This is a genomic window from Pedobacter sp. NEAU-ZC8 (assembly GCF_059278965.1).
Window position 1 is genome coordinate 59285 of sequence record NZ_JCAJXC010000004.1, and the last position, 20882, is coordinate 80166.

The following is a 20882-nucleotide window of genomic DNA, read 5'->3' on the forward strand; positions in this document are numbered from 1 at the left end:
GCTGCTGTCCGAAAATTATTAATCTAAAATCTTATGAAAAAGGAACCTTTGATGATTTCCAGGAAAAACCTGGACCTTCTAAAAACACACCTAAAATCAAGCACAAACCTATCCGCATTCAATCAGCTTAAGCTAAAAGACGAGTTGAAAAATGCCATCGTCCTAAAATCTGAAGAACTGCCTGAAGATGTGATCACTTTATATTCTGAAGTGCGGTTCAAAGACATGGAAACTGGACAGGAGTTCAACTACCAGCTGGTAAACCCAAATCAGGCGAATATGCGGGAAGGGAAACTATCAATTTATGTACCCATTGGCATAGCACTTTTCGGCTACAGAACAGGTGCCGAGATACAATGGGAAATGCCTAATGGATTAAGAACCTTTAAAGTGTTAGAGGTGAAAAACGCAAGCCAGTTGAGCAATTTGACCGCTGGTGCTAAGCAGGCGACCCAACTCAATTCCCGAATATAACAAGATTCGATATTCCCGAGGTATTCACAGGGGGTTGACAAGGGGTTAACAAGGTTTTAGCCTTGTCAACCCCTTGTCAACCCCCTGTTAACCCCTTGTCAACCCCACGATAACAGGATTGCTGGTCTACACCTTTTTCAAGATTGATACGCCGATCCCACACTGCAAACATCGCATCTTGCTGCAGTAATTTCTATTAAGCTGAAGTATGGCTTGCGAGGCGAACGCCGATTCGATTTTCACACCGGCAGTCTTATACTGCCGCAATATATGGTTGTTCTCTGGTGCCAGCTGCTCCAGAAAATGCAAGGCTTTATTCATGTAGTGTTCCTGATCCATTAGGCGACCATAGCTGAACATGATCAGGCAAACTGCATTGATGATGATACTTTCAATCGAAGCCATACCCAACTGCGGCACAAAGGCAGGTGCCTGCTTTTCAAAATGATAATGTCCATGCCAATAGGAATGTATTGGAAGCTGGATAAAAATACTTTTCATATAATCGAGATCGCCGCCATGCAGCACTTTTGAAAACAAATGTTCGGACCGGTTCATTAAGGCCGCAAATTGGGCTATACGTACCGTAGGGAAACCTGTGGGTCGCATTCTTAAAAACTTCCATAGGGATTGCTCTATCGGCTGAAGATTCAGTTTCTGCTTCAAAAACAGGTACTCCCTGCGCAGTTGTGCCGGGTATGGATCGGAGAAGGGACGATTTAAAAATCCTGCTTGTCCAAAGATTAGTGCTTCGGTTTGAAGCGGGGCATCGCGGTATTTGGAATAAAGCTGCATATCAAAAGATGTAGCCAGTAATTCAAAAGGAAGCGAATTTACTTTGAAGCCAAAACTTCTTGCCAGAAAGAAGTTGAATGTAGCTTCCCAATCGCCTTTATGGTGTGTTAATTTGTCCTGAACTTCCCGCGACTTAAATTCCATTCGCTCTACTAAGGCTCTTGAAAAGGCACCTTGCATTACAAGTTGATCCACAGATCCCATTTGTGCATAACAGGGAAAGGGACGACGTACCTCTACCAAACCATTATAGTTCTCTAGAATATGCTGGTGAAAGATGGATTTGAGTTCGAGGGTAGGCATAAAGGATCCATCGGCACGTTTTACCGGTAGATCATTTTCAAGCACAACATGTAAAATCACGTTATTGTAGGCCTGGTCCTGTTCATGACCGTGGCCATTCCACTCCGAAGATCGGACATGTATCTCCACGTTTCCACTCCAGGTGGTACCTGCCACGATGATTTTCGCATTAAAGAAATCAGGTCCAGCGTGTTTGTTCGGTTGCCCGACCTGTAACACCTGCAGCAGCTCACCTGCTGTTGTGGCCAGGTTCTGTGCGGCATATTGCCTGAACTGCCAGATAAAGCTTAGAAAGTCTTCCTTTAAATCCATAAAGGTAAACTTAACTGAAAAGAATTAATTATTTACAAGGTTAATTATTTTCCCTCCTGGTGTAATTTGTAATAAACACACCGGTGATGATTAAAGCTGTTGCAAATAGTAGATCAATGGTGATCTCTTCATTTAGAATTAACCATCCAAGGAAGATCGCAATAATGGTGTTAAAGTAAGAGAGTATGCTGGCTTGAATGGCAGTTACCCTTTTCAGAACATAATGGTAGCAGAAAAATCCGATTACCGAGCCAAACACCCCGAGGTATAACACGGCGGCTAAACCTTGTATTTCCCAGGTCCGGAAATCCGTATCACCCGAAAAGACAAAGGCAAGCAGGAGCTGAACTAAGGCAGAGAAGGCAAATTGATAGAATAGATCCAGGAAGATATTTGGCGTTTTATGCGTGTGTTTTTTGATGTAAATGGTGCCAATGGACCAGCCGGTAACCGCAAAGCCCATGATCATAATGCCTTGGCGGTAGTCGGGATCAAGCAGATCTTTTAAGCCATCGCGGAAAATAAACGCAATGCCCAGAAGACCGAGTATTACGCCTGCAATTCCCTTTGCGGACGGTTTTTGGATGCCGACCATGACGCTGCCGACAAAGACGAATAAGGGTGAAAGAGAATTGAGCAGTGAGGCAAGGCCCGAGGAGATGTTCTTTTCCGCAACCGTTGTGAAGCCATTTGCTACGACAATCATTAATATGGAAAGCAACATTTGTCGCCGCGCATGTGCCCAGCTTATCCAGGCCAGTTCCTTTCGTTGCAGCAGATAGACAAGCAAAATAATGGAAGCGGCACTCTGGCGTATCGCTGTAACAAACCAAGGCGGTATGCTGTGTACGGCAATGCGGATACCGAGGTAGGTAGTTCCCCAAATCACCGCAACACCGAGCATCGCAAATGCCAGTTTGACATCTAATTTTGTAGAGATCATAGGATATTGGCACGGCGCAGCCATGCTTCCATTTCAATTTGAAGTTTTAGTGCTTCCTCACGGGCCTTTTCGGCGAAATCTTCACCATCACCGGCGTATATAATACCTCTGGACGAGTTTATAAGCAATCCACACTGATCGTTAAGACCGTTTTCGCAGACTTCATCCAAGCTTCCTCCCTGTGCACCAACACCAGGAACAAGCAGGAAATTATCTGGCGCGTATTTGCGCACGTTCTTAAATTCAGCACCCTTAGTTGCACCCACAACGTACATCATTTGTTCGCTATTGGCCCATGTTGAGGCGGTTTGAAGCACATTTTCATATAGCTTCCCTTCTGCCGCCTGTTGCTGCTGGAAATCATTACTGCCGCTATTAGATGTTAGCGCGAGCAAAATCACCCACTTGTCTTCAAATTTTAGGAAAGGTTCTACGGAGTCCTTTCCCATATAAGGAGCAACCGTAATCGCATCGAAACTCATCCCTGATTGTGCCAGATTAAAAAATGCTTCAGCATACATGGCAGAAGTGTTACCGATGTCGCCTCTTTTCGCGTCGGCAATACTAAAGATATCCTGGGGAATATATTTCCAGGTTTCAATCAGTGTTTCCCAGCCTTTTAAACCCATACACTCATAAAAAGCAGTATTTGGCTTGTAAGCTACACACAAATCTTTAGTAGCATCAATGATCTCTTTATTGAACGTTAGTACAGGATTTTCGTACTTTAATAAATGTTTAGGAAGCTTTTCAAGTGCCGGATCAAGGCCAATGCACAAAAAAGATTTCTTAATTTTTATCTGCTCAAATAGTTGATCTTTATTCATATGAGGTATTTTGGGCACAAATATGACAATTTATCTATGTAAATTGGCACTGAATTGGTGGTAGAACGAGAAAAACGTACCTGTTAATTTGAGTTTTTTTTGGAGAATAGATAAGTTATACATACAATTGCAGCATAATTCTCTATAGTTCATCTGAACAATCAGAAAATCTCGATTTTTAAAACTGTACTATTTTACCTTTTTAATTGCATTTAATTGCTTTATACAATTGAAAACTTCCTTTATACAAATTTCTCTACAACCATATAATGTTTAACAAAACAGAATTAAATGAAAAGCTTACGGCTGAACTGCGTGAGCTTGCAAAAGCTAATGGCATTTTAAATACAGACACTCTTCGCAAACCAGAATTAGTTGAAATTATATCGCAGATTGCTGAACAGGAAACCCTTGGTGCTCCTGCCGAAGCAGTGGCTGAAGTAAAAGCCCCTAAAGCCCGGTTAACCAAGTCTGCAACTTTAGATAAACCGGTTCGCAAGCGTACCAGAATAGCCGCAAAAGACGACAATGCGCCTTCTGCTGGCCTTTTCGCCCCTGAACTGGCCCGGGAAAATGACGTGCAAGTGTTGCCTGAAGTAGAGCAGGTAACCGAAGCAGCTAGCCCGGTAGAGAACGTGGAAGCAGTGCCTGAAGTAAGCACAGCTGTCCCTGCAGAACAAGCTGCAGCCCGCACAGAGGAAAAACCTGGGCAGCACCGTAACAAAGTTGACGGTAACCAGAACAGACCTGCGAAACAGAAAGAGGCAAGACCCGCCCGCGAAGAAAACAGGCCAAAAAACCCTAATCATACTAAACAAGCGGAAAATAGCTACTCGAATCTTGATTTCGATAATACCATCACCAATGAAGGTGTATTGGAGATCATGCCCGACGGTTATGGCTTTTTAAGATCTGCAGATTACAACTACCTATCCTCTCCGGATGATATTTATGTATCGCAGTCGCAAATAAAATTATTCGGACTTAAAACCGGTGATACTGTAAAAGGTAGTATCCGCCCGCCCAAAGAAGGTGAAAAATATTTCCCATTGGTTCGCGTGGAAACCATCAATGGTCGCACGCCGGCAGACGTAAGGGACCGCGTTCCTTTCGACTATCTAACCCCGTTATTCCCACAGGAACGCTTAAACCTCTTCACCGAAACGAACAACTACTCTACCAGGATCATTGACCTTTTTACACCAATTGGTAAAGGTCAGCGTGGTTTGATTGTAGCGCAGCCGAAAACAGGTAAAACGAACCTGTTAAAAGAAGTTGCAAATGCAATTGCTAAAAACCATCCTGAAGTTTACCTGATCATTCTTTTGATTGATGAGCGTCCGGAAGAGGTAACTGACATGGCACGTAGCGTGAGAGCAGAAGTTATTGCTTCTACTTTTGATGAGCCTGCTGAAAGACACGTTAAGATCGCCAATATCGTGCTTGAAAAAGCAAAGCGCCTGGTTGAGTGCGGACATGATGTAGTAATACTGTTAGACTCCATTACCCGTCTGGCCAGGGCATACAATACTACTGCACCAGCATCAGGCAAGATCTTATCTGGTGGTGTGGATGCAAATGCCCTTCATAAACCAAAACGCTTCTTCGGAGCAGCACGTAATATTGAAAAAGGTGGTTCATTAACCATTTTAGCTACGGCACTTACCGAAACAGGTTCTAAAATGGATGAAGTGATCTTTGAAGAATTCAAAGGAACCGGTAACATGGAACTTCAGCTAGATCGTAAGTTATCGAACAAACGTATCTTCCCTGCAATTGATATTACCGCTTCTAGTACCAGAAGAGACGATTTACTACACGATAGAGATACGTTACAACGTGTTTGGATTTTACGTAACCATTTAGCTGACATGAATGCGCAGGAAGCAATGGAATTTGTTCAGGCTCAGATCCGAAATACCAAGAGCAATGAAGAGTTCCTTATTTCAATGAATAGCTAAATAGAATGATAAAAAGACATATCCCCAATGCATTAACATGTGCCAACTTATTATCTGGTTGTATTGGGGTTGTTTTTGCTTTTAATAACCGGCTGGACGTAGCGGCTTATGCCGTGCTGATTTCAGGGATTTTTGACTTTTTCGATGGCAATTTGGCTCGCATGCTGAATGTGAAATCGCCGATTGGCAAAGAGCTCGACTCCCTTGCGGATATGGTAAGCTTTGGTTTTTTACCAGGTGCTGTGATGTTTAAGTTGCTTGAACAGACACAAAGCGACATCGCGTATTTACCTTACTTCGGATTTTTAATTACCATATTCTCTGCATTACGTCTGGCAAAATTCAACATCGATACGAGACAAACAGAGGACTTTATAGGTTTAAATACGCCAATGAACACCCTGTTTATTGTATCCCTGCCCTTCATTCAGTTGCAATACCCCGGACTTATTGGCTCTCCCCTGCTGCTGGTTGGTATCACTGTACTGGTGAGTTGGTTGCTGATCTCTGAGATCAGAATTTTCTCCCTGAAGTTTGGAACAATGGCCTGGGCGGATAATAAAACGAAATTCGTTTTTCTGATTATATCGGCAGTATTGATTGCTTTTCTTAAATTTGTGGCCATACCATTTGTATTGGTGCTCTACATTTTGAGTTCTTTTGTTCATTTTAGAAACAACCCATATAACTAACATCATTTAAAAAATAGACCAATGAAATTTATTGCACAGATCGACGTAATGCCAAAAAAAGAGATTCTTGACCCTCAGGGAAAAGCGGTAACTGGTAGCATGAAAAATATTGGTTTAGGCGAAATCACCAATGTGCGTGTCGGTAAACACATCAGCCTGGAAGTTGAGGCGGAAAGTGAAGCAGAAGCGAGCGAAAAAGTTGATCGTGCTTGTAAGCAATTATTAGCCAACCTGATTATGGAAAGCTATGAATTTAAAATAGCAGCTGTTTAAAGCTGCTTTTCTAATTCTGACTTTGCAGTATCAATCTGCACATTGAGGATTGCAATAAAGCTGTTTAGTTCTTCAAGGGCTGCCGGCAATGCTTCCAGATCTTTCTGATCGCGTGCATTTACCTCCATAAGCTGCATATGATTTTTAGCATCGTCACGACCCACGTAAGCAAACGTGGGTTTTATTTTATGCGCACAACTGGAAACCTTTGGCCAGTTCTTTTCTTCAAGTGCCCGGGATAGGTCGTCTATGTAGATTGGAGTTTGCTGCTTAAACATTTCAAGCATTTCAATCATGAATTCTATACTATCACCCGACATATCCCTTAAATAGGATAGGTCTAAAGGTTCAGCATTTTTTGCTTTATCGATCATAGTGCAATATTAGAAATTATATTTTTTTAACGGCTGTATCATCATGTAAAGATTGCAACAAATCTTCTACTTTGCTGTTGAGCACCGGATGGATGTATGTTGCGGCAATTTCTGCTAATGGCTCGAGCACAAATCTGCGGTTTTGCATCTCTGGATGCGGAATGGTGAGTTTACCTTCAACATTTACAATCGCTGATGCATAGAAGATCAGGTCTATATCAATGGTTCTGGAGCCCCAGCGCTCTGTGCGTTGCCTGCCAAGTTGCTTTTCAATGTTTAAAGCCTTTTCTAGAACTTCTAAGGCGCTTAAAGAAGTTTGCACCATAATTGCCATGTTGAGGAACGCGGGCTGCGCTGTGTTGCCCCAGGGCGCGGTTTCGTACAACGATGAACGCAAACATACATCACCAATCTCTGCTTCAATCCTTTCAATTGCCTGCCGCATCATTAATTCACGGTCGCCCAAATTACTTCCCAGTAACATATAGACCTCTTTGTACTCTAAAACCATATTAAACCGAAGTCCTTATTACTATATTTACAAATTAAATACTAAACCTTCACATGAGAGAATTTTTTAAGTATGTTTTTGCTACGGTTGTCGGATTCGTTATCTCAATTGTCCTAGTGATTATCTTCTGTTTCGTCATTTTAGCGGGTATGCTGTCCACAATCAGCAAGGATAAAAAAGTAGAGACGACCAGTAATTCTGTGCTCATTCTGAACCTGGATCAGGCAATTCTAGAACGTACTCCCGATAATAAATTCGATAATCTTCCATTCCTCGGTTCCATGTCGGGTAAGTCGATAGGTTTCTACGACCTCATCAAGGCATTGAAAGAGGCTAAGACAGATGACAACATCAAATGTATCTATCTGAATGTTTCTGCTCCGGCTACCGGTAAAGCAACATTAAAGGAAGTTCGGGACGCATTGCTTGATTTCCGCAAAAGCAAAAAAACCATTGTGGCTTACAGCGAACTTTATAACCAGGATGCTTATTACCTCGCCTCAGCAGCAGATAAGGTTTATTTAAATCCACAGGGTGCTATGGAATTTAAAGGTTTCAGTTCTGAACTGATGTTCTTCAAGGGCGCCCTGGAGAAACTTGGCGTGGAGGCACAAATTATCCGTGTGGGTAATTATAAAAGTGCGGTTGAGCCATTTATAAATGAAAAGATGAGTGATTTTAACCGCAAGCAGGTAAATGCATACGTTGGCGGTTTGTATGATGTATTCTTGTCTGCAGTTGCTGAATCGCGCAAAATTGCAAAAGACAGCTTATATGCTTACGCGAATGACTACAGAATACAGCTTGCTGATGATGCACTAACCTACAAGATGGTTGATGGCTTACGTTACAAGGATGAAGTAATTGAGGAGTTGAAAAAACTAAGTGGCCGTGCAGGCAAAAAGACCTTGAATACCGTTTCTATCAACGATTACGCAGAAAATGTATCATCCGCTGACTACTCAACCAAAGATAAAATTGCGGTGATTTATGCTAATGGCGACATCATTGGAGGCGAAGGTTCTGATGAATCGATTGGCTCGGAACGGATTTCCCGTGAAATTAGGAAGGCCAGACAAGATAGCAGTATTAAAGGGATCGTTTTGCGTATCAACAGTGGCGGTGGAAGTGCACTGGCCTCAGATGTAATGTGGCGTGAGGTCGAATTGAGCAAGAAAGTAAAACCCGTTATCGCATCTTTTGGTGATGTGGCAGCTTCTGGTGGCTACTACATGGGTGTTGCAGCAGATTCAATTTTTGTACAACCTAATACCATTACAGGATCTATAGGGGTATTTGGTATCATTCCCAACTTCCAGAATCTGCTTAATGATAAACTGGGTATCACATTCGACAATGTTAAAACCGGGAAATATGCAGACATCATGAGTACCTACCGTCCCCTTACCCCTTCTGAAAGACAATTAATTCAGTCTGACATCAATCATGTATATGATACTTTCCTTAGCCGCGTAGCTTCTGGCAGAAACAAGTCGAAAGCTGCCGTTGATTCTATTGGCGGCGGACGCGTTTGGGTTGGAACAGATGCGGTGAAAATCGGACTGGCTGATCGTTTGGGCAACTTCCAGGATGCGATAAATGCTGCTGCAAAGAAGGCGGGGTTGAAGAACTTCAGGGTTATTGAATACCCGGACAAGATCGCGCCTTTGAACCAGTTTTTATCTAATGCTGAAGATAAAGTACGCGTGTACTTTGCCAAGGAAGAGCTTGGGGATAATTACATGATCTATCAACAGATGAAAAAGGCAATATTAAACTCTGGTTTACAAGCACGATTACCCTACGAAATTCGAGTAAATTAAGCTTTGATAATGATTGAAAATCCCCTTCTGTAATGCAGATGGGGATTTTTTTATGCCTTTTTTTCTAATTTAGCGGTTCATGGAAAATAAAACCATATCTCGTACTTTCCGCCTGCTTTCACAATTGATGGAGCTGCAGCAGGAGAATTCTTTTAAGATCAAAACGATTGCAAATGCTGCAATTAAGATAGATAAGCTCCCCTATCCGATCAGTAGTAAGTCGCTGGAAGAAATAAGCCAGATTGAGGGTTTGGGTAAAAGCACGGCTGCGAAAGTCTGGGAAGTGTTACAAACCGGTATGCTCTCGGATATTGAACGCTTATCGGCAGAAATCCCCGAAGGTATTATTGAAATGCTAAGCTTAAAAGGCCTTGGCCCGAAGAAGATTCTGACCATTTGGAAAGAACTAGGCATTGAAAACCTGGGTGAACTTTACTATGCCTGTAATGAAAACCGCTTGATTGAGGCCAAAGGCTTTGGTTTAAAGACACAGGATGAGGTAAAAAGGCTTATTGAATTCAATATGGCGGGAACGGGCAAATTCCTATACGCTCAGGCTGAGCCACTTGCTACGGAGATAAAAGAGGAACTGGCGCTCTGGCTGAGTAATCTGGAACCAGCCGCGCTTATTGAAATTGCAGGCGACTATCGTCGTTACTGCGAGATCATTGAAGATCTAGTGTTTGTAGTGGGTTCAGACGATCCAGAGCTGGCTTGGAAGCAGATCAGCGGATATAGTCCGCTTGTTTTTACTGCGGAAAGCGAAGGCGTTTTTGTCGCCGACAGCCCCTTTGGTTTGAAGATAAAGCTACACATTGTTACCAAGGCAGCATTTGCCTTAGAGTTTTTTACACTGACCGGTGCAGCTAATCATGTTACCCAGGTTTTAGCGCTTGTTGGCGAGGGGCCATTCTCGACTGAAGAAGAAATCTATGAAAAAGCAGGCCTGAGCTATATATTGCCGGAATTGCGTGAAGGTCTGGACGAGCTCACACGTGCACAGCAAGGAAGTTTACCAGCTTTAATCACCTATTCGGATTTGAAAGGCAGCCTGCACAATCACTCGACATGGAGTGATGGTGTACACACGCTTGAGGAAATGGCGCTATACTGCCGGGATGAACTTTCTTTGGAGTACCTCGGCATTTGTGACCATTCCAAGTCGGCTTTCTATGCTAAAGGTTTATACGAACCCCGTGTAGAGGCGCAGCAACGGGAAATTGAAGCGCTTAACGAGAAGCTGGGACCTTTCAAGATTTTTAAAGGGATCGAAAGCGATATCCTGAACGACGGGTCGCTGGACTATAGTGACGAGGTATTGCGCTCGTTTGATTTTGTGGTTGCCTCGGTTCACAGCAACCTTCGCATGGATGAGCAGAAAGCAACAGCCAGATTGATCAAAGCAATTGAAAATCCATATACCACGATCCTGGGCCACCCTACTGGCAGATTGCTACTCAGTAGAAAAGGCTACGATATTGACTACGCAAAGGTGATTGATGCCTGTGCTGCAAACAAGGTCGTGATTGAGATTAATGCAAACCCACTGCGTCTGGACCTGGATTGGAGATGGCATCGCTATGCGCTGGAAAAAGGCGTGCTGTTGTCGATAAATCCTGATGCACACAGAATGGAAAAGTTCAGGGATATGCATTATGGCGTTTATGTTGGTAGAAAAGGTGGACTTGAGGCAAAAAGCTGTCTCAATGCACTCAGCCTTGAAGAGATTACCAGATATTTCGACAAGCGCAAGGCCATGATCTAAATTTTTATGCACCTATTATCCCTTTGAAATAGATGGCCTGGTGCAGTTGAGGAAGGCGAAGACTGATATTCTTCAGGATTTTTAATAAAATGGTAGTCCTAGAATGTTAGCAATTTTTGCCTCTGCTTAGTTACGGGACGCACCCTGAGTAGCGTTTGCACGACCTTAGCATGCTTTTCAGCTTTCTAATCTCTATATTTGAAAATTAACAAAATTGCATGCTTGCAGAGAAACTACACGAAGCACATTTAAACAGACCTAAACCGAACATCCTGGTTATCGGTGACTTGATGCTCGATGATTATATATTTGGAAGTGCTACGCGCCTTTCTCCGGAGGCCCCGGTTCCTGTCGTAAACGTACAACGGGAGCGGAAAATAGTCGGTGGAGCAGCGAATGTTGCTTCGAATCTGGTTGACCTTGGCGCTAAGGTAACCTTGGCTGGTGTGCTGGGTGATGATATTTTTGCTTCAGAGATTATTACGATTCTTCAGGAGAAGCATATCAATACCAAGCTGATCATAAAGGACGATTCCAGGAGCACCACGGTTAAAACCCGCGTTATTGCTGGTACGCACCAGATTGTACGGATTGACAAGGAAGATACCCATGATATTTCTGATGCGTTAAGTGAAACGTTTCTATCAGGCTTAGATCAAGCGATCCAGGATGCTGACATCGTAATCTTATCTGATTACAATAAGGGACTATTGACGCATAACTTGTCGCCCGCGATTATTGCACGTTGCCACGATTTTGGTAAAAAGATTATAGTCGATCCCAAAGGGCTTGATTATAGCAAGTATCAAGGGGCATACCTGATAAAACCTAACCGCAAAGAACTGGCCGAAGCCGCAAAGACCGCCAGGGTAAATACTCAGATTGACTTGGAGAAAGCTGCCGCAGTGATTTTCGAATGCACATCGTCTGCGTACCTTATTGTAACGCTTTCTGAAGGTGGCATCGCAATCATCACACCGGATGGGTCGAAGATTTTACCCGTAGTAGCTACAGAGGTTTATGATGTTACTGGTGCAGGTGATACCGTAATGGCCACACTTGCCTACTGCCTGTCCTTGGGATTCGACATCGAAGATGCCTGCAGATATGCTAACTTTGCTGCCTCCATTGTGATCAGGCAGATTGGTAGTGCCACCACGTCTATTGAAGAAATTATAAATGCAATAAAAAACACCAAATAATGATCGCGGAAGAACTGCAAAGCCATCAACAAACCCTTACACGCGTTATAGAACAGCTGATACCGGCAATTCAACAGGGCACGGACATGTTAACGGAGGTACTACAAGCGGGATCAAAGGTGCTTATCGCCGGAAACGGTGGCAGTGCAGCTGATGCACAACACATTGCGGCAGAGCTAACCGGCCGGTACGTAAAGGAACGTAAGGCCCTACCTGCTATTGCACTTACCGTGGACACTTCGGCTTTAACGGCGATTTCAAACGATTACGGTTATGATCATGTATTTTCCAGACAGATAGCAGCACTAGCTCGCCCTGGAGATCTGTTTATCGCAATTTCTACAAGTGGGAATAGCAAAAACGTCATCCATGCGCTACATACGGCCAAAGAATATGGTTGCCTTACCCTCGGACTCTCTGGCAGAGATGGTGGTGAAATGAACGAACTGTGTGATCTGAATATTGTGGTGCCGGATGATACAACAGCAAGGATCCAGGAGATGCACATCCTGATCGGCCACATTTTTTGCAAGGCTATTGATGCAGCGTATTAAAATATAACCCTTTCCAGCTAGCATCATCCCCGCCCTTATTGCTGTTTCGATAAATTGCTACAAGGGTTTGCAACAACGATGAAGCTTACCCGAGGCAAGAACGCGTCTTGAAACCTCAGGCCAGCTTTTTTTTATTAACTTGTATAAAGCATATGAACACAGCGGAAATTTTAAAACACAAGATACTAGAGAGTGAATCTCTGAATGCAAAGCTGGCCGAATGGAAATCTGCAGGCAAAAAGATTGTATTTACAAACGGATGCTTTGATTTGCTTCATGCAGGGCATATTGCCTATCTGTCCGAGGCTGCAAGTCTGGGCGATATCCTGATTATCGGATTAAATAGCGACAGCTCCGTATCGCGGTTAAAAGGACCAAATCGACCGGTTAACAATGAAAGCAGCCGTTCTGCTATGTTGGCGAGTATGTTTTTCATCGACGCAGTAGTACTTTTCTCAGAAGACACTCCACTTGAATTAGTCAAATCAATAAACCCTCATGTGTTAGTGAAAGGCGGCGACTACGAAGTGCATCAGATTGCCGGCGCCAGGGAAGTTCTGGCTAATGGTGGTGAGGTTAAAATCCTTAGCTTCTTACCTGGTTACTCCTCTAGTGCGATTATTGAAAAAATCAAAGCTGGTTAGGACGATTGAGTACTACCGTATCCGGCGCCTTAACAGGAATGACAATGTTTTTATAACTTTGCGTTAAGCAAAACTTCTACGATTGAAACAGCCCAAGAAAATTCTGGTAATCAGGTTCAGCTCCATGGGAGACATCATCTATACTACTCCTGTGGTTCGTTGCCTTAAGCTGCAACTTCCTGGGTCTGAAATTCACTTCTTGACGAAGGAACAGTTTAAGTACATCTACGAAAACAATCCATACCTGGATAAACTGCACTTGCTTAAGCCAAAGTTGAAGGATACCCTATCCGACATTAAAGGAGAACGATTTGATCTTATCATCGATCTTCATAACAATTTACGCACAACCATCATCAAACTGGCTACGGGCTTACCTGCATCTACTTATAAGAAGGATCGTCTTAGAAAATGGCTTGGCTTGAAATTCAAATGGACCAGCCTTTATCCAAAGGAGCACCTTGTTGATCGGTATCTCAAAGCAGTAAAGTTCTTGGGTATAAAGAACGACGACAAACCTATCGACTATCGTGTGGCTAAGTCATACAACATTGAAGAGCTACTGCCTCAGAGCCATTCAGAAGCTTACGTAGCATTTATTATTGGTGCAACCCATTTCACTAAACGTATGCCGGTGGAAAAGGTGATTGAAATTTGCCGTGATATCCATGATCCGATTGTTCTTCTGGGCGGAAATGATGTGCTGGAGAATGCAAAAATTATACAAGATGCCCTGGGGGACAAGGTTTACTCGACATGTGGTAAGACCAACCTGGATCAATCTGTGTTCATTGTTTCAAAGGCTAAAAAAGTCATCGGTTTTGACACTGGACTTACGCATATCGCTGAAGCATTTAACATGCCCCTAGTGTCCATCTGGGGAAGTACTGCCCCAGAATTGCTTGGTGTTTTTCCATATAAAATAACACATTCGCTCGAAGCCGGCATCGAGCTGCCCTGTCGCCCCTGCTCTAAGTTTGGCCGTGAAGCTTGTCCACTAGGACACTTCAAATGCATGAAAGACATTCCAAATGGGATGATAACAGACTTCATCAATAACTAACGGCGCATTTTGGTACGCTATTGGTGTTAGGATAGAAAGATCCTAAAATATGAGCAAACAACTTATCCTTATACGACACGCAAACGCAAGGAGCGGCACTCTTGGACTAATGGATTTTGATCGGACACTGGACAGCGTTGGGGTAAATGAGGCTCAAGAAATGGCTTTTCGTCTTCGAAATAGAAAGTTGATCCCAGATCTGATGGTAAGTAGCCCGGCCATAAGGGCGATTTCAACAGCAAAGATATTTGCTGGTATTTGGGATAAGGAACACCACAGCATAGTAGAGAAATCAACACTCTACGATGCGAGCATTCCGGCACTTTTAAGTGTTGTAAATGGGTTGGATAATGGTGCTGACTCGGCAGCGATCTTCGGCCACAACCCGGAAATATCAGCATTAGCGGGATACCTTGCCGATGAGGGTGTTTATACCATGCCGACCTGCGGGATAGTGGTGATTACCTTTGAGATAGAAGCTTGGAGTTTGGTAAGCAAAGGTCAAGGAAGCATGTTGTTATTTGACTATCCTGGAGCAGCTTCTGCTCAATAGATCGTACAAAAACAACATGTTTAATCAACTTCAGTCCCTACCCAGTTGATATCATTGACTTACTGATAACCTAGAATTTCAGGTGTTTAACGGTAAGTCCATTGTTGATCAGCTGCTTCAAGGAATCAATTCCGATCTTCAAATGTGTTTCCACATAAGTGTTGGTCACATTGCTATCGCTTTCAGCGGTTTTAACACCCTCAGGTATCATCGGCTGATCCGATACCAGTAGTAAAGCGCCCGTAGGTATCTTATTGGCAAAGCCCGTCGTGAAGATCGTCGCAGTTTCCATGTCTACCGCCATTGCGCGAAGTGTTTTAAGATATTTTTTGAATTCCTTGTCGTGCTCCCAAACCCTGCGGTTTGTGGTATAGCAGGTTCCGGTCCAGTAATCTCTCGAGTGATCCCTGATCGTGGTCGAAATTGCCTTTTGCAGTGCAAACGACGGCAATGCAGGAACTTCAGCTGGAAGATAGTCATTTGATGTACCCTCGCCTCTAATAGCGGCTATTGGCAAAATCAAGTCACCAAGTTGATTCTTCTTTTTCAATCCACCGCACTTTCCAAGGAACAACACGGCTTTTGGCTGAATCGCGGACAGTAAATCCATCATAGTTGCGGCAAGGGGACTGCCCATTCCAAAATTGATGATGGTTATGCCACCAGCAGACACGCTCTGCATAGGCTTGTCAATACCCATAATCGGCGCATTGTCATTCCACTCAGAAAACATCTGGAGGTATTTGCTGAAATTGGTCAGGAGAATGTACTGCCCAAAATCTTCAAGCGGACGGCCAGTATATCTTGGCAGCCAGTTCTTGACGATCTGATCTTTAGATTTTAAGCCTGACTTAACAGGAGATTCTACCTCCTTTGGTTTTTTCACCTTCGGGGTTCCGGAATTCTTTTTTACGTCTATTTCTTCATTCATATACATAAGCTATTAATGGTTTAAAAAAGTTTAGTGTAAAAAAAATCCCCTATTCAGGGGATCTTTTTTTAAGCAGCTTTTAGCTTTTTAAAATCCGCCTTTTCAAATTTCTCAACCGCATAATCTAGTGAGATATTCAATTCTTTTATATCCGTGTCTGATGGAATGTCGAACATGGCATCAAGCATGATCGCTTCGCAAATAGAACGTAAACCTCTGGCGCCAAGTTTATACTCCATCGCTTTATCTACGATGAAATCAAGCACCTCGTCGTCGAAAACCAGCTTTACACCTTCGTATTCAAATAACTTCACATACTGACGTAATAAAGAGTTTTTCGGCTCGGTAAGAATATTCCTAAGTGCTGCTTTATCCAGCGGATTTAAGTGCGTTAATACAGGCACACGTCCAATCAGTTCAGGGATTAATCCGAATGATTTTAAATCTTGAGGTGTGATGTATTTATACAGATTCTTAAGATCTAAATCTGCTTCATCTTTTTTCACCTTGTAACCAACAGCCTGCGTACGAAGACGGTTAGCAATTTTCCTTTCGATACCGTCGAATGCACCACCGCAGATGAAAAGAATATTGTTGGTATTTACTGGAATCATCTTCTGATCAGGGTGTTTACGACCACCTTGTGGTGGAACGTTAACCACAGTACCTTCCAGGATCTTCAACAGTGCCTGTTGAACGCCTTCACCGGAAACATCACGAGTGATCGATGGATTATCGCTCTTGCGGGCGACTTTATCAACCTCATCAATATAAACGATACCGCGTTCAGCAGAAGCCACATCGTAGTCAGCTGCCTGTAGCAAACGGGTAAGAATACTTTCAACGTCTTCCCCCACATATCCTGCTTCAGTTAAAACTGTTGCATCGCAGATACAGAATGGAACATGGAGAATTTTTGCTATAGTTTTTGCCAGAAGCGTCTTGCCAGTTCCAGTTTCTCCAACAAGCATGATGTTCGATTTCTCAATTTCTACCTCATCATCCTTGTTCACCTTTTGGCTTAAACGCTTGTAGTGATTATAAACCGCCACCGACAAAACTTTTTTCGCATCATCCTGACCAATAACATAATGGTCAATATGTTGCTTTATTTCAAGCGGTTTAAGCAACTTCAATGAAGCATCAACGTTCCTGCTTTTCTGGTTTCCAAATTCCTGTAATACCAACTGATTTGCCTGCACCACGCATTTATCGCAGATATACGCATCAAGCCCCTCAATCAGCATTAAGGTATCCTGTTTACTGGAACCACAAAATGAGCAACGAGATTCTTTTGTTTGTTTAGCCATTTTATTATTTGTTGTGTCCTATCAATACCTCATCAATCATTCCAAAATCTTTCGCTTCTTCAGCTTTCATCCAGTAATCACGATCTGAGGCTTTCTCAACCCATTCGTAAGTTTGGCCTGAATGGTTTGAAATGATATCATATAGTTCTTTTTTCAACTTAAGCATCTCTCTCAAATTGATCTCCATATCTGATGCTACACCTTGTGCACCACCTGATGGCTGGTGAATCATCACACGCGAGTGTGGTAATGCAGCACGTTTTCCCTTAGCACCTGCAACAAGCAATACCGCCCCCATTGAAGCTGCCATACCTGTACAAATTGTTGCTACATCCGGGCTGATGTACTGCATTGTATCATAAATTCCCAACCCAGCGTAAACTGATCCGCCTGGTGAGTTAATGTAAATCTGAATATCTCTGTTGTTGTCTGTGGATTGCAGGAACAGCAACTGCGCTTGAATAATGTTTGCATTGCCATCGTGAATAGCATCGCCTAAGAAGATAATACGATCCATCATCAAGCGAGAGAAAACATCCATCTGAGCTACATTCAACTGACGCTCTTCGATAATATAAGGTGTCATGCTTTTCGGATTGTTATTGGTTCTGCCAATGAAACGATCCACATTCAACCCGTTAATACGATGATGCTTTACAGCATATTTTCTAAATTCATCTTTGTCTATATTCATGTGTAAGTTTTTCTATGTGTCCTTATCCAATAGTACTAATACTAAATTGAAAATTAATTGTTGCAATGTAAAATTTGATTTCTGGTATATAAGTAAGGCGGCCTTGGATAAGGCCGCCTTAAATAAATATTATTACTAGAGATTTTGTTTTTAAACAACTAGTTCATCTCTATAAATTTATTATAAGCAATTTCTTCTTCATTGATCGTTGCTACAGATTTAATGTGGTTAAACACTTTAAGTGCTTTTACCTCTTCAAAAATCCTGTTTGCATTATCTCTCTCCTGAAGGAAGGTTGTTGTATACTGCGTCAGTTGATCGTCCGGCATAGGCGCGGGGCTATACATTCTAAACTGTGCATCCAAGCGCTCTTTAGCAGTTGCAAACACCTCATCGTATTTAATTTCGATGTTGTTGTCTTTAATGATCTTGTTCTCAATCAGAGTCCATTTAAGGTTTTTAGCAAAGTCATCATAACCTTCAGCTAACTCCTCGTCAGTTAATTTCTCGTTTGTAGCTTTCAACCACTTACGTAAAAACTCATCTGGAAGCTCCATTTTGATTTCTTCAGTAAGCTTAGTATACATGTCATTCTGAAGTTTCCGGTCAGCGTCCTGTTTAAACATGCCTTCAATTTCTTCAGTAATCTTGGCAGTAAAACCAGCTTCGTCGGTCACAACTCCTTCTCCAAATATTTTATCAAAGAACTCCTGGTTCAAATCAGCTTCTTCCAGACGGTTAACATTCTTAACAGTTACCTGGAAGGTAGATTTTAATTCTTTTGCAGCTTCTTCATTAATATCTAACAACTTAGAGATAACGTTCTCATTATTGCCAAAAGCTTGTTGAAGATCCAATTGAACGACATCATCTTTCTTTAGACCGATCAATGATTTTTTTACATTTTCGTCAGTAACCTGATCTAAACGGATCGAACCAGTATGGTTAATGCCACCTTCAAAAACTGAACCATCGGCCGAAAGCTCTGCTAATTCAGCATATAGCACATCTTCGTCTGCCGAAACTTCCGGGTTTGTCATTTTGCCATAACTTTTACGGATGTTTTTGATCCTTGAAGCAAGCGTTTCCTCGTCAGCTTTTACCTGGTAAGCTTTAAACTCGTCAGCAGCGCTGATGTTTACTTCTACCGCTGGTGCCAAGCCAATTTCGTATTCGAATTCAAATGCGTCAGTAAAGTCCCATTTAAACTCTTTAGAATCGTCCATTTTAGGCAGAGGCTGACCTAAAATTTCTACTTTATTTTCAGAAAGGTAATTATTCAATGTGTCGGAAAGCATTTTGTTGATTTCTTCAACCAGGATGCTTCTTCCGTACATTTTTTTGATGTGTGCTACTGGAACCATTCCCTTACGAAAACCAGGAAGGGTAGCTTTTTTAGCTTGATCTTTTATTGTTTTTTCAACCTTCTCTGTATAATCCTCAGGGGCAATGCTAATCTTGATAACAGCATTTAGGTCGTTGATTTTTTCCTGTGTAATGTTCATTTTTTCAGAATCAGAATTTACAATCTTTTTAATAAAAAAAATCCCCCGAAATACATCGGGGGAATCATTAGTGCGGATGAAGGGACTCGAACCCCCACGCCGTGAAGCGCCAGATCCTAAGTCTGGTGCGGCTACCAATTACGCCACATCCGCATCATTTAGGAATTGTTTTGTTCTGCAAATATAGAGATTACTTTAGTTTATCAAAAAGCTATCAGAATTATTTTAGCATTTATTTAATAACGGCTTAAATATCAGAACAATAATTTTCATCATTTAATGCTAATCACCCAGGCTCAGGGCCAAGTGAGGTTCCGATTGACTGAAAGTTGCAGATAATCCGAGAGAAAGGAAGGTAAAATATGCGTCGATCCGCGAGGAAGTTTTCCAGTTTCACCATAGTTTTGTCCAATAAAGCCAGACAAGGCATGGTACCAGACAACACGCATGTCACGAAATAGAGAATTTAACCAGCTTTTTATTTATTTTGTTTGCGACTTTGCGAAACAGAAGATGACTATGACCGATAACTTTGAAGTTCCTGAAAGGCGTTTGTTTCAAATAGAAATGGAATATATCAAAGTATGTAGGCTCGGAATTATATGACTTAAAGATCGGTTTTATATTAAGATAATGTAATAGAAAAGGATCATCATACAGCTGATCTACAAAAGCATTCCAATTCGGATCAAGCATTAGCCACCGATTAGCTAAAACAACATTCAAGCCATATTGATCGGGCCACTTTGCAAATTTGGTATTTTCACTTACCACTTTTATGACTTTGCTCGCGACATCTAGTTCCCGCCATTTTGCAGGATCAATTAACAGAAGTCCAGAGTTAAAGTATGGGTCGTCAGCTCTCAGACCTAAGGCCTCGTAGTTTGCAACTCCGCCCCAGCCGCTTCGCATTGTTAAACAGCGATCTTGGACAGCTGCAACAATCTTTTCTCCAAGTTGTACATTCCAAAGCGACGAAATATCCTTCAGCATGATCATATCTACATCTAGATACAACAACTTTTTTGTTTCTGCAGGCACGAGATAAGGACCAAATAATCTCAAATACATCGTAACTGGCAGTGCAGAAACATCCCTTGGAAATTTAAAGCCTTTCGGTACAACATCAGCAACCTTATGCCAAGAGAAAGTGAATAAGTCTGGGCTGACCGTCTGAGTGATACGGGAGATATTTCTGGCTGAAATGCCATCATTAATAACATGAACATGAATTGGCTCTTCAGATACATGATTTTGTTCTATCGACTTCAACAGGGCGGAAAGTAGGATCGCATAGAAGTTGTCTGTTGCAACAACAACCGTGATCGGTTCCTGGTTCGTTTCTTTGTTCATATATCATAGGGTTGATACTT

Annotated in this window: 21 protein-coding genes and 1 tRNA gene; 11 read left to right on the top strand and 11 right to left on the bottom strand. The window is 42.4% G+C overall.

Annotated features, from left to right (window positions below; translation table 11 throughout):
* The first annotated feature begins 33 nt into the window (after nt 1-33).
* Nucleotides 34-474, top strand: a complete 441-nt coding sequence (locus AC5WJX_RS04610; RefSeq protein WP_440430457.1) for a GreA/GreB family elongation factor — start codon at nt 34-36, stop codon at nt 472-474.
* A 126-nt stretch (nt 475-600) separates the two neighbouring features.
* Here the strand turns inward: AC5WJX_RS04610 and AC5WJX_RS04615 are convergent, their stop codons facing one another.
* From AC5WJX_RS04615 to pyrF, 3 genes are read right to left on the bottom strand one after another with little or no spacing between them, the layout of a single operon-like run.
* A complete protein-coding gene (locus AC5WJX_RS04615; protein ID WP_494483551.1) occupies nt 601-1884 on the bottom strand; it encodes a DUF2851 family protein in 1284 nt (427 codons plus the stop codon).
* A 40-nt stretch (nt 1885-1924) separates the two neighbouring features.
* On the bottom strand, nt 1925-2827 hold the full coding sequence (locus AC5WJX_RS04620; RefSeq protein WP_440430455.1) for a DMT family transporter: 903 nt from the start codon (nt 2825-2827) through the stop codon (nt 1925-1927).
* Nucleotides 2824-3654 carry an orotidine-5'-phosphate decarboxylase gene (gene pyrF, locus AC5WJX_RS04625; RefSeq protein WP_494483552.1) on the bottom strand — a complete coding sequence of 277 codons (831 nt, stop codon included), beginning with the start codon at nt 3652-3654 and terminating at the stop codon, nt 2824-2826. The genes AC5WJX_RS04620 and pyrF overlap by 4 nt, the downstream gene beginning before the upstream one ends.
* Before the next feature lie 269 nt (nt 3655-3923).
* On the opposite strand from pyrF, the gene rho reads away from it, so the two are divergent.
* The 3 genes from rho to purS are packed head-to-tail and all read left to right on the top strand — an operon-like array spanning nt 3924 to nt 6580.
* Complete coding sequence (rho, locus tag AC5WJX_RS04630) at nt 3924-5615, top strand: transcription termination factor Rho (protein ID WP_494483553.1); 1692 nt, start codon at nt 3924-3926, stop codon at nt 5613-5615.
* 5 nt (nt 5616-5620) lie between these two features.
* Nucleotides 5621-6307, top strand: a complete 687-nt coding sequence (pssA, locus tag AC5WJX_RS04635; RefSeq protein ID WP_440430452.1) for a CDP-diacylglycerol--serine O-phosphatidyltransferase — start codon at nt 5621-5623, stop codon at nt 6305-6307.
* Between the two features lie 21 nt (nt 6308-6328).
* A complete protein-coding gene (gene purS, locus AC5WJX_RS04640; protein WP_440430451.1) occupies nt 6329-6580 on the top strand; it encodes a phosphoribosylformylglycinamidine synthase subunit PurS in 252 nt (83 codons plus the stop codon).
* On the opposite strand, the gene AC5WJX_RS04645 is transcribed toward purS, so the two are convergent.
* Both AC5WJX_RS04645 and folK read right to left on the bottom strand, forming a co-directional pair.
* A complete protein-coding gene (locus tag AC5WJX_RS04645) occupies nt 6577-6954 on the bottom strand; it encodes an Hpt domain-containing protein (protein WP_494483554.1) in 378 nt (125 codons plus the stop codon). The genes purS and AC5WJX_RS04645 overlap by 4 nt on opposite strands.
* 16 nt (nt 6955-6970) lie before the next feature.
* The gene (folK, locus tag AC5WJX_RS04650; protein WP_494483555.1) at nt 6971-7465 is read right to left on the bottom strand and encodes a 2-amino-4-hydroxy-6-hydroxymethyldihydropteridine diphosphokinase; all 495 of its coding nucleotides are present in this window, start codon (nt 7463-7465) and stop codon (nt 6971-6973) included.
* 53 nt (nt 7466-7518) lie between these two features.
* Between folK and sppA the strand changes: the two genes are divergently transcribed.
* From sppA to AC5WJX_RS04685, 7 genes are all read left to right on the top strand, one after another.
* Entirely contained in the window at nt 7519-9288 is a 1770-nt protein-coding gene (sppA, locus tag AC5WJX_RS04655; RefSeq protein ID WP_494483556.1) for a signal peptide peptidase SppA, read from the top strand.
* A 79-nt stretch (nt 9289-9367) separates the two neighbouring features.
* Complete coding sequence (locus AC5WJX_RS04660) at nt 9368-11053, top strand: helix-hairpin-helix domain-containing protein (protein ID WP_494483557.1); 1686 nt, start codon at nt 9368-9370, stop codon at nt 11051-11053.
* A gap of 218 nt (nt 11054-11271) precedes the next feature.
* Nucleotides 11272-12255: a D-glycero-beta-D-manno-heptose-7-phosphate kinase gene (gene rfaE1 / locus AC5WJX_RS04665; RefSeq protein ID WP_494483558.1), complete on the top strand. Its 984-nt coding sequence runs from the start codon at nt 11272-11274 to the stop codon at nt 12253-12255.
* On the top strand, nt 12255-12809 hold the full coding sequence (gene gmhA, locus AC5WJX_RS04670; RefSeq protein ID WP_494483559.1) for a D-sedoheptulose 7-phosphate isomerase: 555 nt from the start codon (nt 12255-12257) through the stop codon (nt 12807-12809). The genes rfaE1 and gmhA overlap by 1 nt, the downstream gene beginning before the upstream one ends.
* A gap of 152 nt (nt 12810-12961) precedes the next feature.
* Nucleotides 12962-13453 carry a D-glycero-beta-D-manno-heptose 1-phosphate adenylyltransferase gene (gene rfaE2 / locus AC5WJX_RS04675; RefSeq protein ID WP_494483560.1) on the top strand — a complete coding sequence of 164 codons (492 nt, stop codon included), beginning with the start codon at nt 12962-12964 and terminating at the stop codon, nt 13451-13453.
* 82 nt (nt 13454-13535) lie between these two features.
* Nucleotides 13536-14516, top strand: a complete 981-nt coding sequence (locus tag AC5WJX_RS04680; protein WP_494483561.1) for a glycosyltransferase family 9 protein — start codon at nt 13536-13538, stop codon at nt 14514-14516.
* Nucleotides 14517-14565: 49 nt separating this feature from the next.
* Entirely contained in the window at nt 14566-15069 is a 504-nt protein-coding gene (locus tag AC5WJX_RS04685; protein ID WP_494483562.1) for a SixA phosphatase family protein, read from the top strand.
* Between the two features lie 70 nt (nt 15070-15139).
* Here the strand turns inward: AC5WJX_RS04685 and AC5WJX_RS04690 are convergent, their stop codons facing one another.
* The 6 genes from AC5WJX_RS04690 to AC5WJX_RS04715 all read right to left on the bottom strand — a co-directional run bounded on the left by AC5WJX_RS04690 (nt 15140) and on the right by AC5WJX_RS04715 (nt 20862).
* The gene (locus AC5WJX_RS04690) at nt 15140-16000 is read right to left on the bottom strand and encodes an AMP nucleosidase (RefSeq protein WP_494483563.1); all 861 of its coding nucleotides are present in this window, start codon (nt 15998-16000) and stop codon (nt 15140-15142) included.
* Between the two features lie 68 nt (nt 16001-16068).
* The gene (gene clpX / locus AC5WJX_RS04695) at nt 16069-17310 is read right to left on the bottom strand and encodes an ATP-dependent Clp protease ATP-binding subunit ClpX (protein WP_494483564.1); all 1242 of its coding nucleotides are present in this window, start codon (nt 17308-17310) and stop codon (nt 16069-16071) included.
* A gap of 4 nt (nt 17311-17314) precedes the next feature.
* Nucleotides 17315-18004, bottom strand: coding sequence for an ATP-dependent Clp endopeptidase proteolytic subunit ClpP (gene clpP / locus AC5WJX_RS04700; protein ID WP_440430439.1), 690 nt, complete (start codon nt 18002-18004; stop codon nt 17315-17317).
* A gap of 158 nt (nt 18005-18162) precedes the next feature.
* A complete protein-coding gene (gene tig, locus AC5WJX_RS04705; RefSeq protein ID WP_494483565.1) occupies nt 18163-19509 on the bottom strand; it encodes a trigger factor in 1347 nt (448 codons plus the stop codon).
* A 71-nt stretch (nt 19510-19580) separates the two neighbouring features.
* Nucleotides 19581-19662 (bottom strand) — tRNA-Leu (locus AC5WJX_RS04710).
* 297 nt (nt 19663-19959) lie between these two features.
* Entirely contained in the window at nt 19960-20862 is a 903-nt protein-coding gene (locus AC5WJX_RS04715) for a glycosyltransferase family 8 protein (protein ID WP_494483566.1), read from the bottom strand.
* Nucleotides 20863-20882: the final 20 nt, after the last annotated feature.

What these genes read in the sequence shown, in the direction of transcription:
- clpX (WP_494483564.1), bottom strand. Translation starts at nt 17,310, where the DNA reads ATGGCTAAACAAACAAAAGAATCTCGTTGCTCATTTTGTGGTTCCAGT.
- rfaE2 (WP_494483560.1), top strand. Translation starts at nt 12,962, where the DNA reads ATGAACACAGCGGAAATTTTAAAACACAAGATACTAGAGAGTGAATCT.
- pyrF (WP_494483552.1), bottom strand. Translation starts at nt 3,654, where the DNA reads ATGAATAAAGATCAACTATTTGAGCAGATAAAAATTAAGAAATCTTTT.
- gmhA (WP_494483559.1), top strand. Translation starts at nt 12,255, where the DNA reads ATGATCGCGGAAGAACTGCAAAGCCATCAACAAACCCTTACACGCGTT.
- pssA (WP_440430452.1), top strand. Translation starts at nt 5,621, where the DNA reads ATGATAAAAAGACATATCCCCAATGCATTAACATGTGCCAACTTATTA.
- clpP (WP_440430439.1), bottom strand. Translation starts at nt 18,004, where the DNA reads ATGAATATAGACAAAGATGAATTTAGAAAATATGCTGTAAAGCATCAT.
- AC5WJX_RS04620 (WP_440430455.1), bottom strand. Translation starts at nt 2,827, where the DNA reads ATGATCTCTACAAAATTAGATGTCAAACTGGCATTTGCGATGCTCGGT.
- AC5WJX_RS04615 (WP_494483551.1), bottom strand. Translation starts at nt 1,884, where the DNA reads ATGGATTTAAAGGAAGACTTTCTAAGCTTTATCTGGCAGTTCAGGCAA.
- AC5WJX_RS04645 (WP_494483554.1), bottom strand. Translation starts at nt 6,954, where the DNA reads ATGATCGATAAAGCAAAAAATGCTGAACCTTTAGACCTATCCTATTTA.
- AC5WJX_RS04715 (WP_494483566.1), bottom strand. Translation starts at nt 20,862, where the DNA reads ATGAACAAAGAAACGAACCAGGAACCGATCACGGTTGTTGTTGCAACA.
- rho (WP_494483553.1), top strand. Translation starts at nt 3,924, where the DNA reads ATGTTTAACAAAACAGAATTAAATGAAAAGCTTACGGCTGAACTGCGT.
- folK (WP_494483555.1), bottom strand. Translation starts at nt 7,465, where the DNA reads ATGGTTTTAGAGTACAAAGAGGTCTATATGTTACTGGGAAGTAATTTG.
- AC5WJX_RS04610 (WP_440430457.1), top strand. Translation starts at nt 34, where the DNA reads ATGAAAAAGGAACCTTTGATGATTTCCAGGAAAAACCTGGACCTTCTA.
- rfaE1 (WP_494483558.1), top strand. Translation starts at nt 11,272, where the DNA reads ATGCTTGCAGAGAAACTACACGAAGCACATTTAAACAGACCTAAACCG.
- AC5WJX_RS04690 (WP_494483563.1), bottom strand. Translation starts at nt 16,000, where the DNA reads ATGAATGAAGAAATAGACGTAAAAAAGAATTCCGGAACCCCGAAGGTG.
- AC5WJX_RS04660 (WP_494483557.1), top strand. Translation starts at nt 9,368, where the DNA reads ATGGAAAATAAAACCATATCTCGTACTTTCCGCCTGCTTTCACAATTG.
- sppA (WP_494483556.1), top strand. Translation starts at nt 7,519, where the DNA reads ATGAGAGAATTTTTTAAGTATGTTTTTGCTACGGTTGTCGGATTCGTT.
- purS (WP_440430451.1), top strand. Translation starts at nt 6,329, where the DNA reads ATGAAATTTATTGCACAGATCGACGTAATGCCAAAAAAAGAGATTCTT.
- tig (WP_494483565.1), bottom strand. Translation starts at nt 19,509, where the DNA reads ATGAACATTACACAGGAAAAAATCAACGACCTAAATGCTGTTATCAAG.
- AC5WJX_RS04685 (WP_494483562.1), top strand. Translation starts at nt 14,566, where the DNA reads ATGAGCAAACAACTTATCCTTATACGACACGCAAACGCAAGGAGCGGC.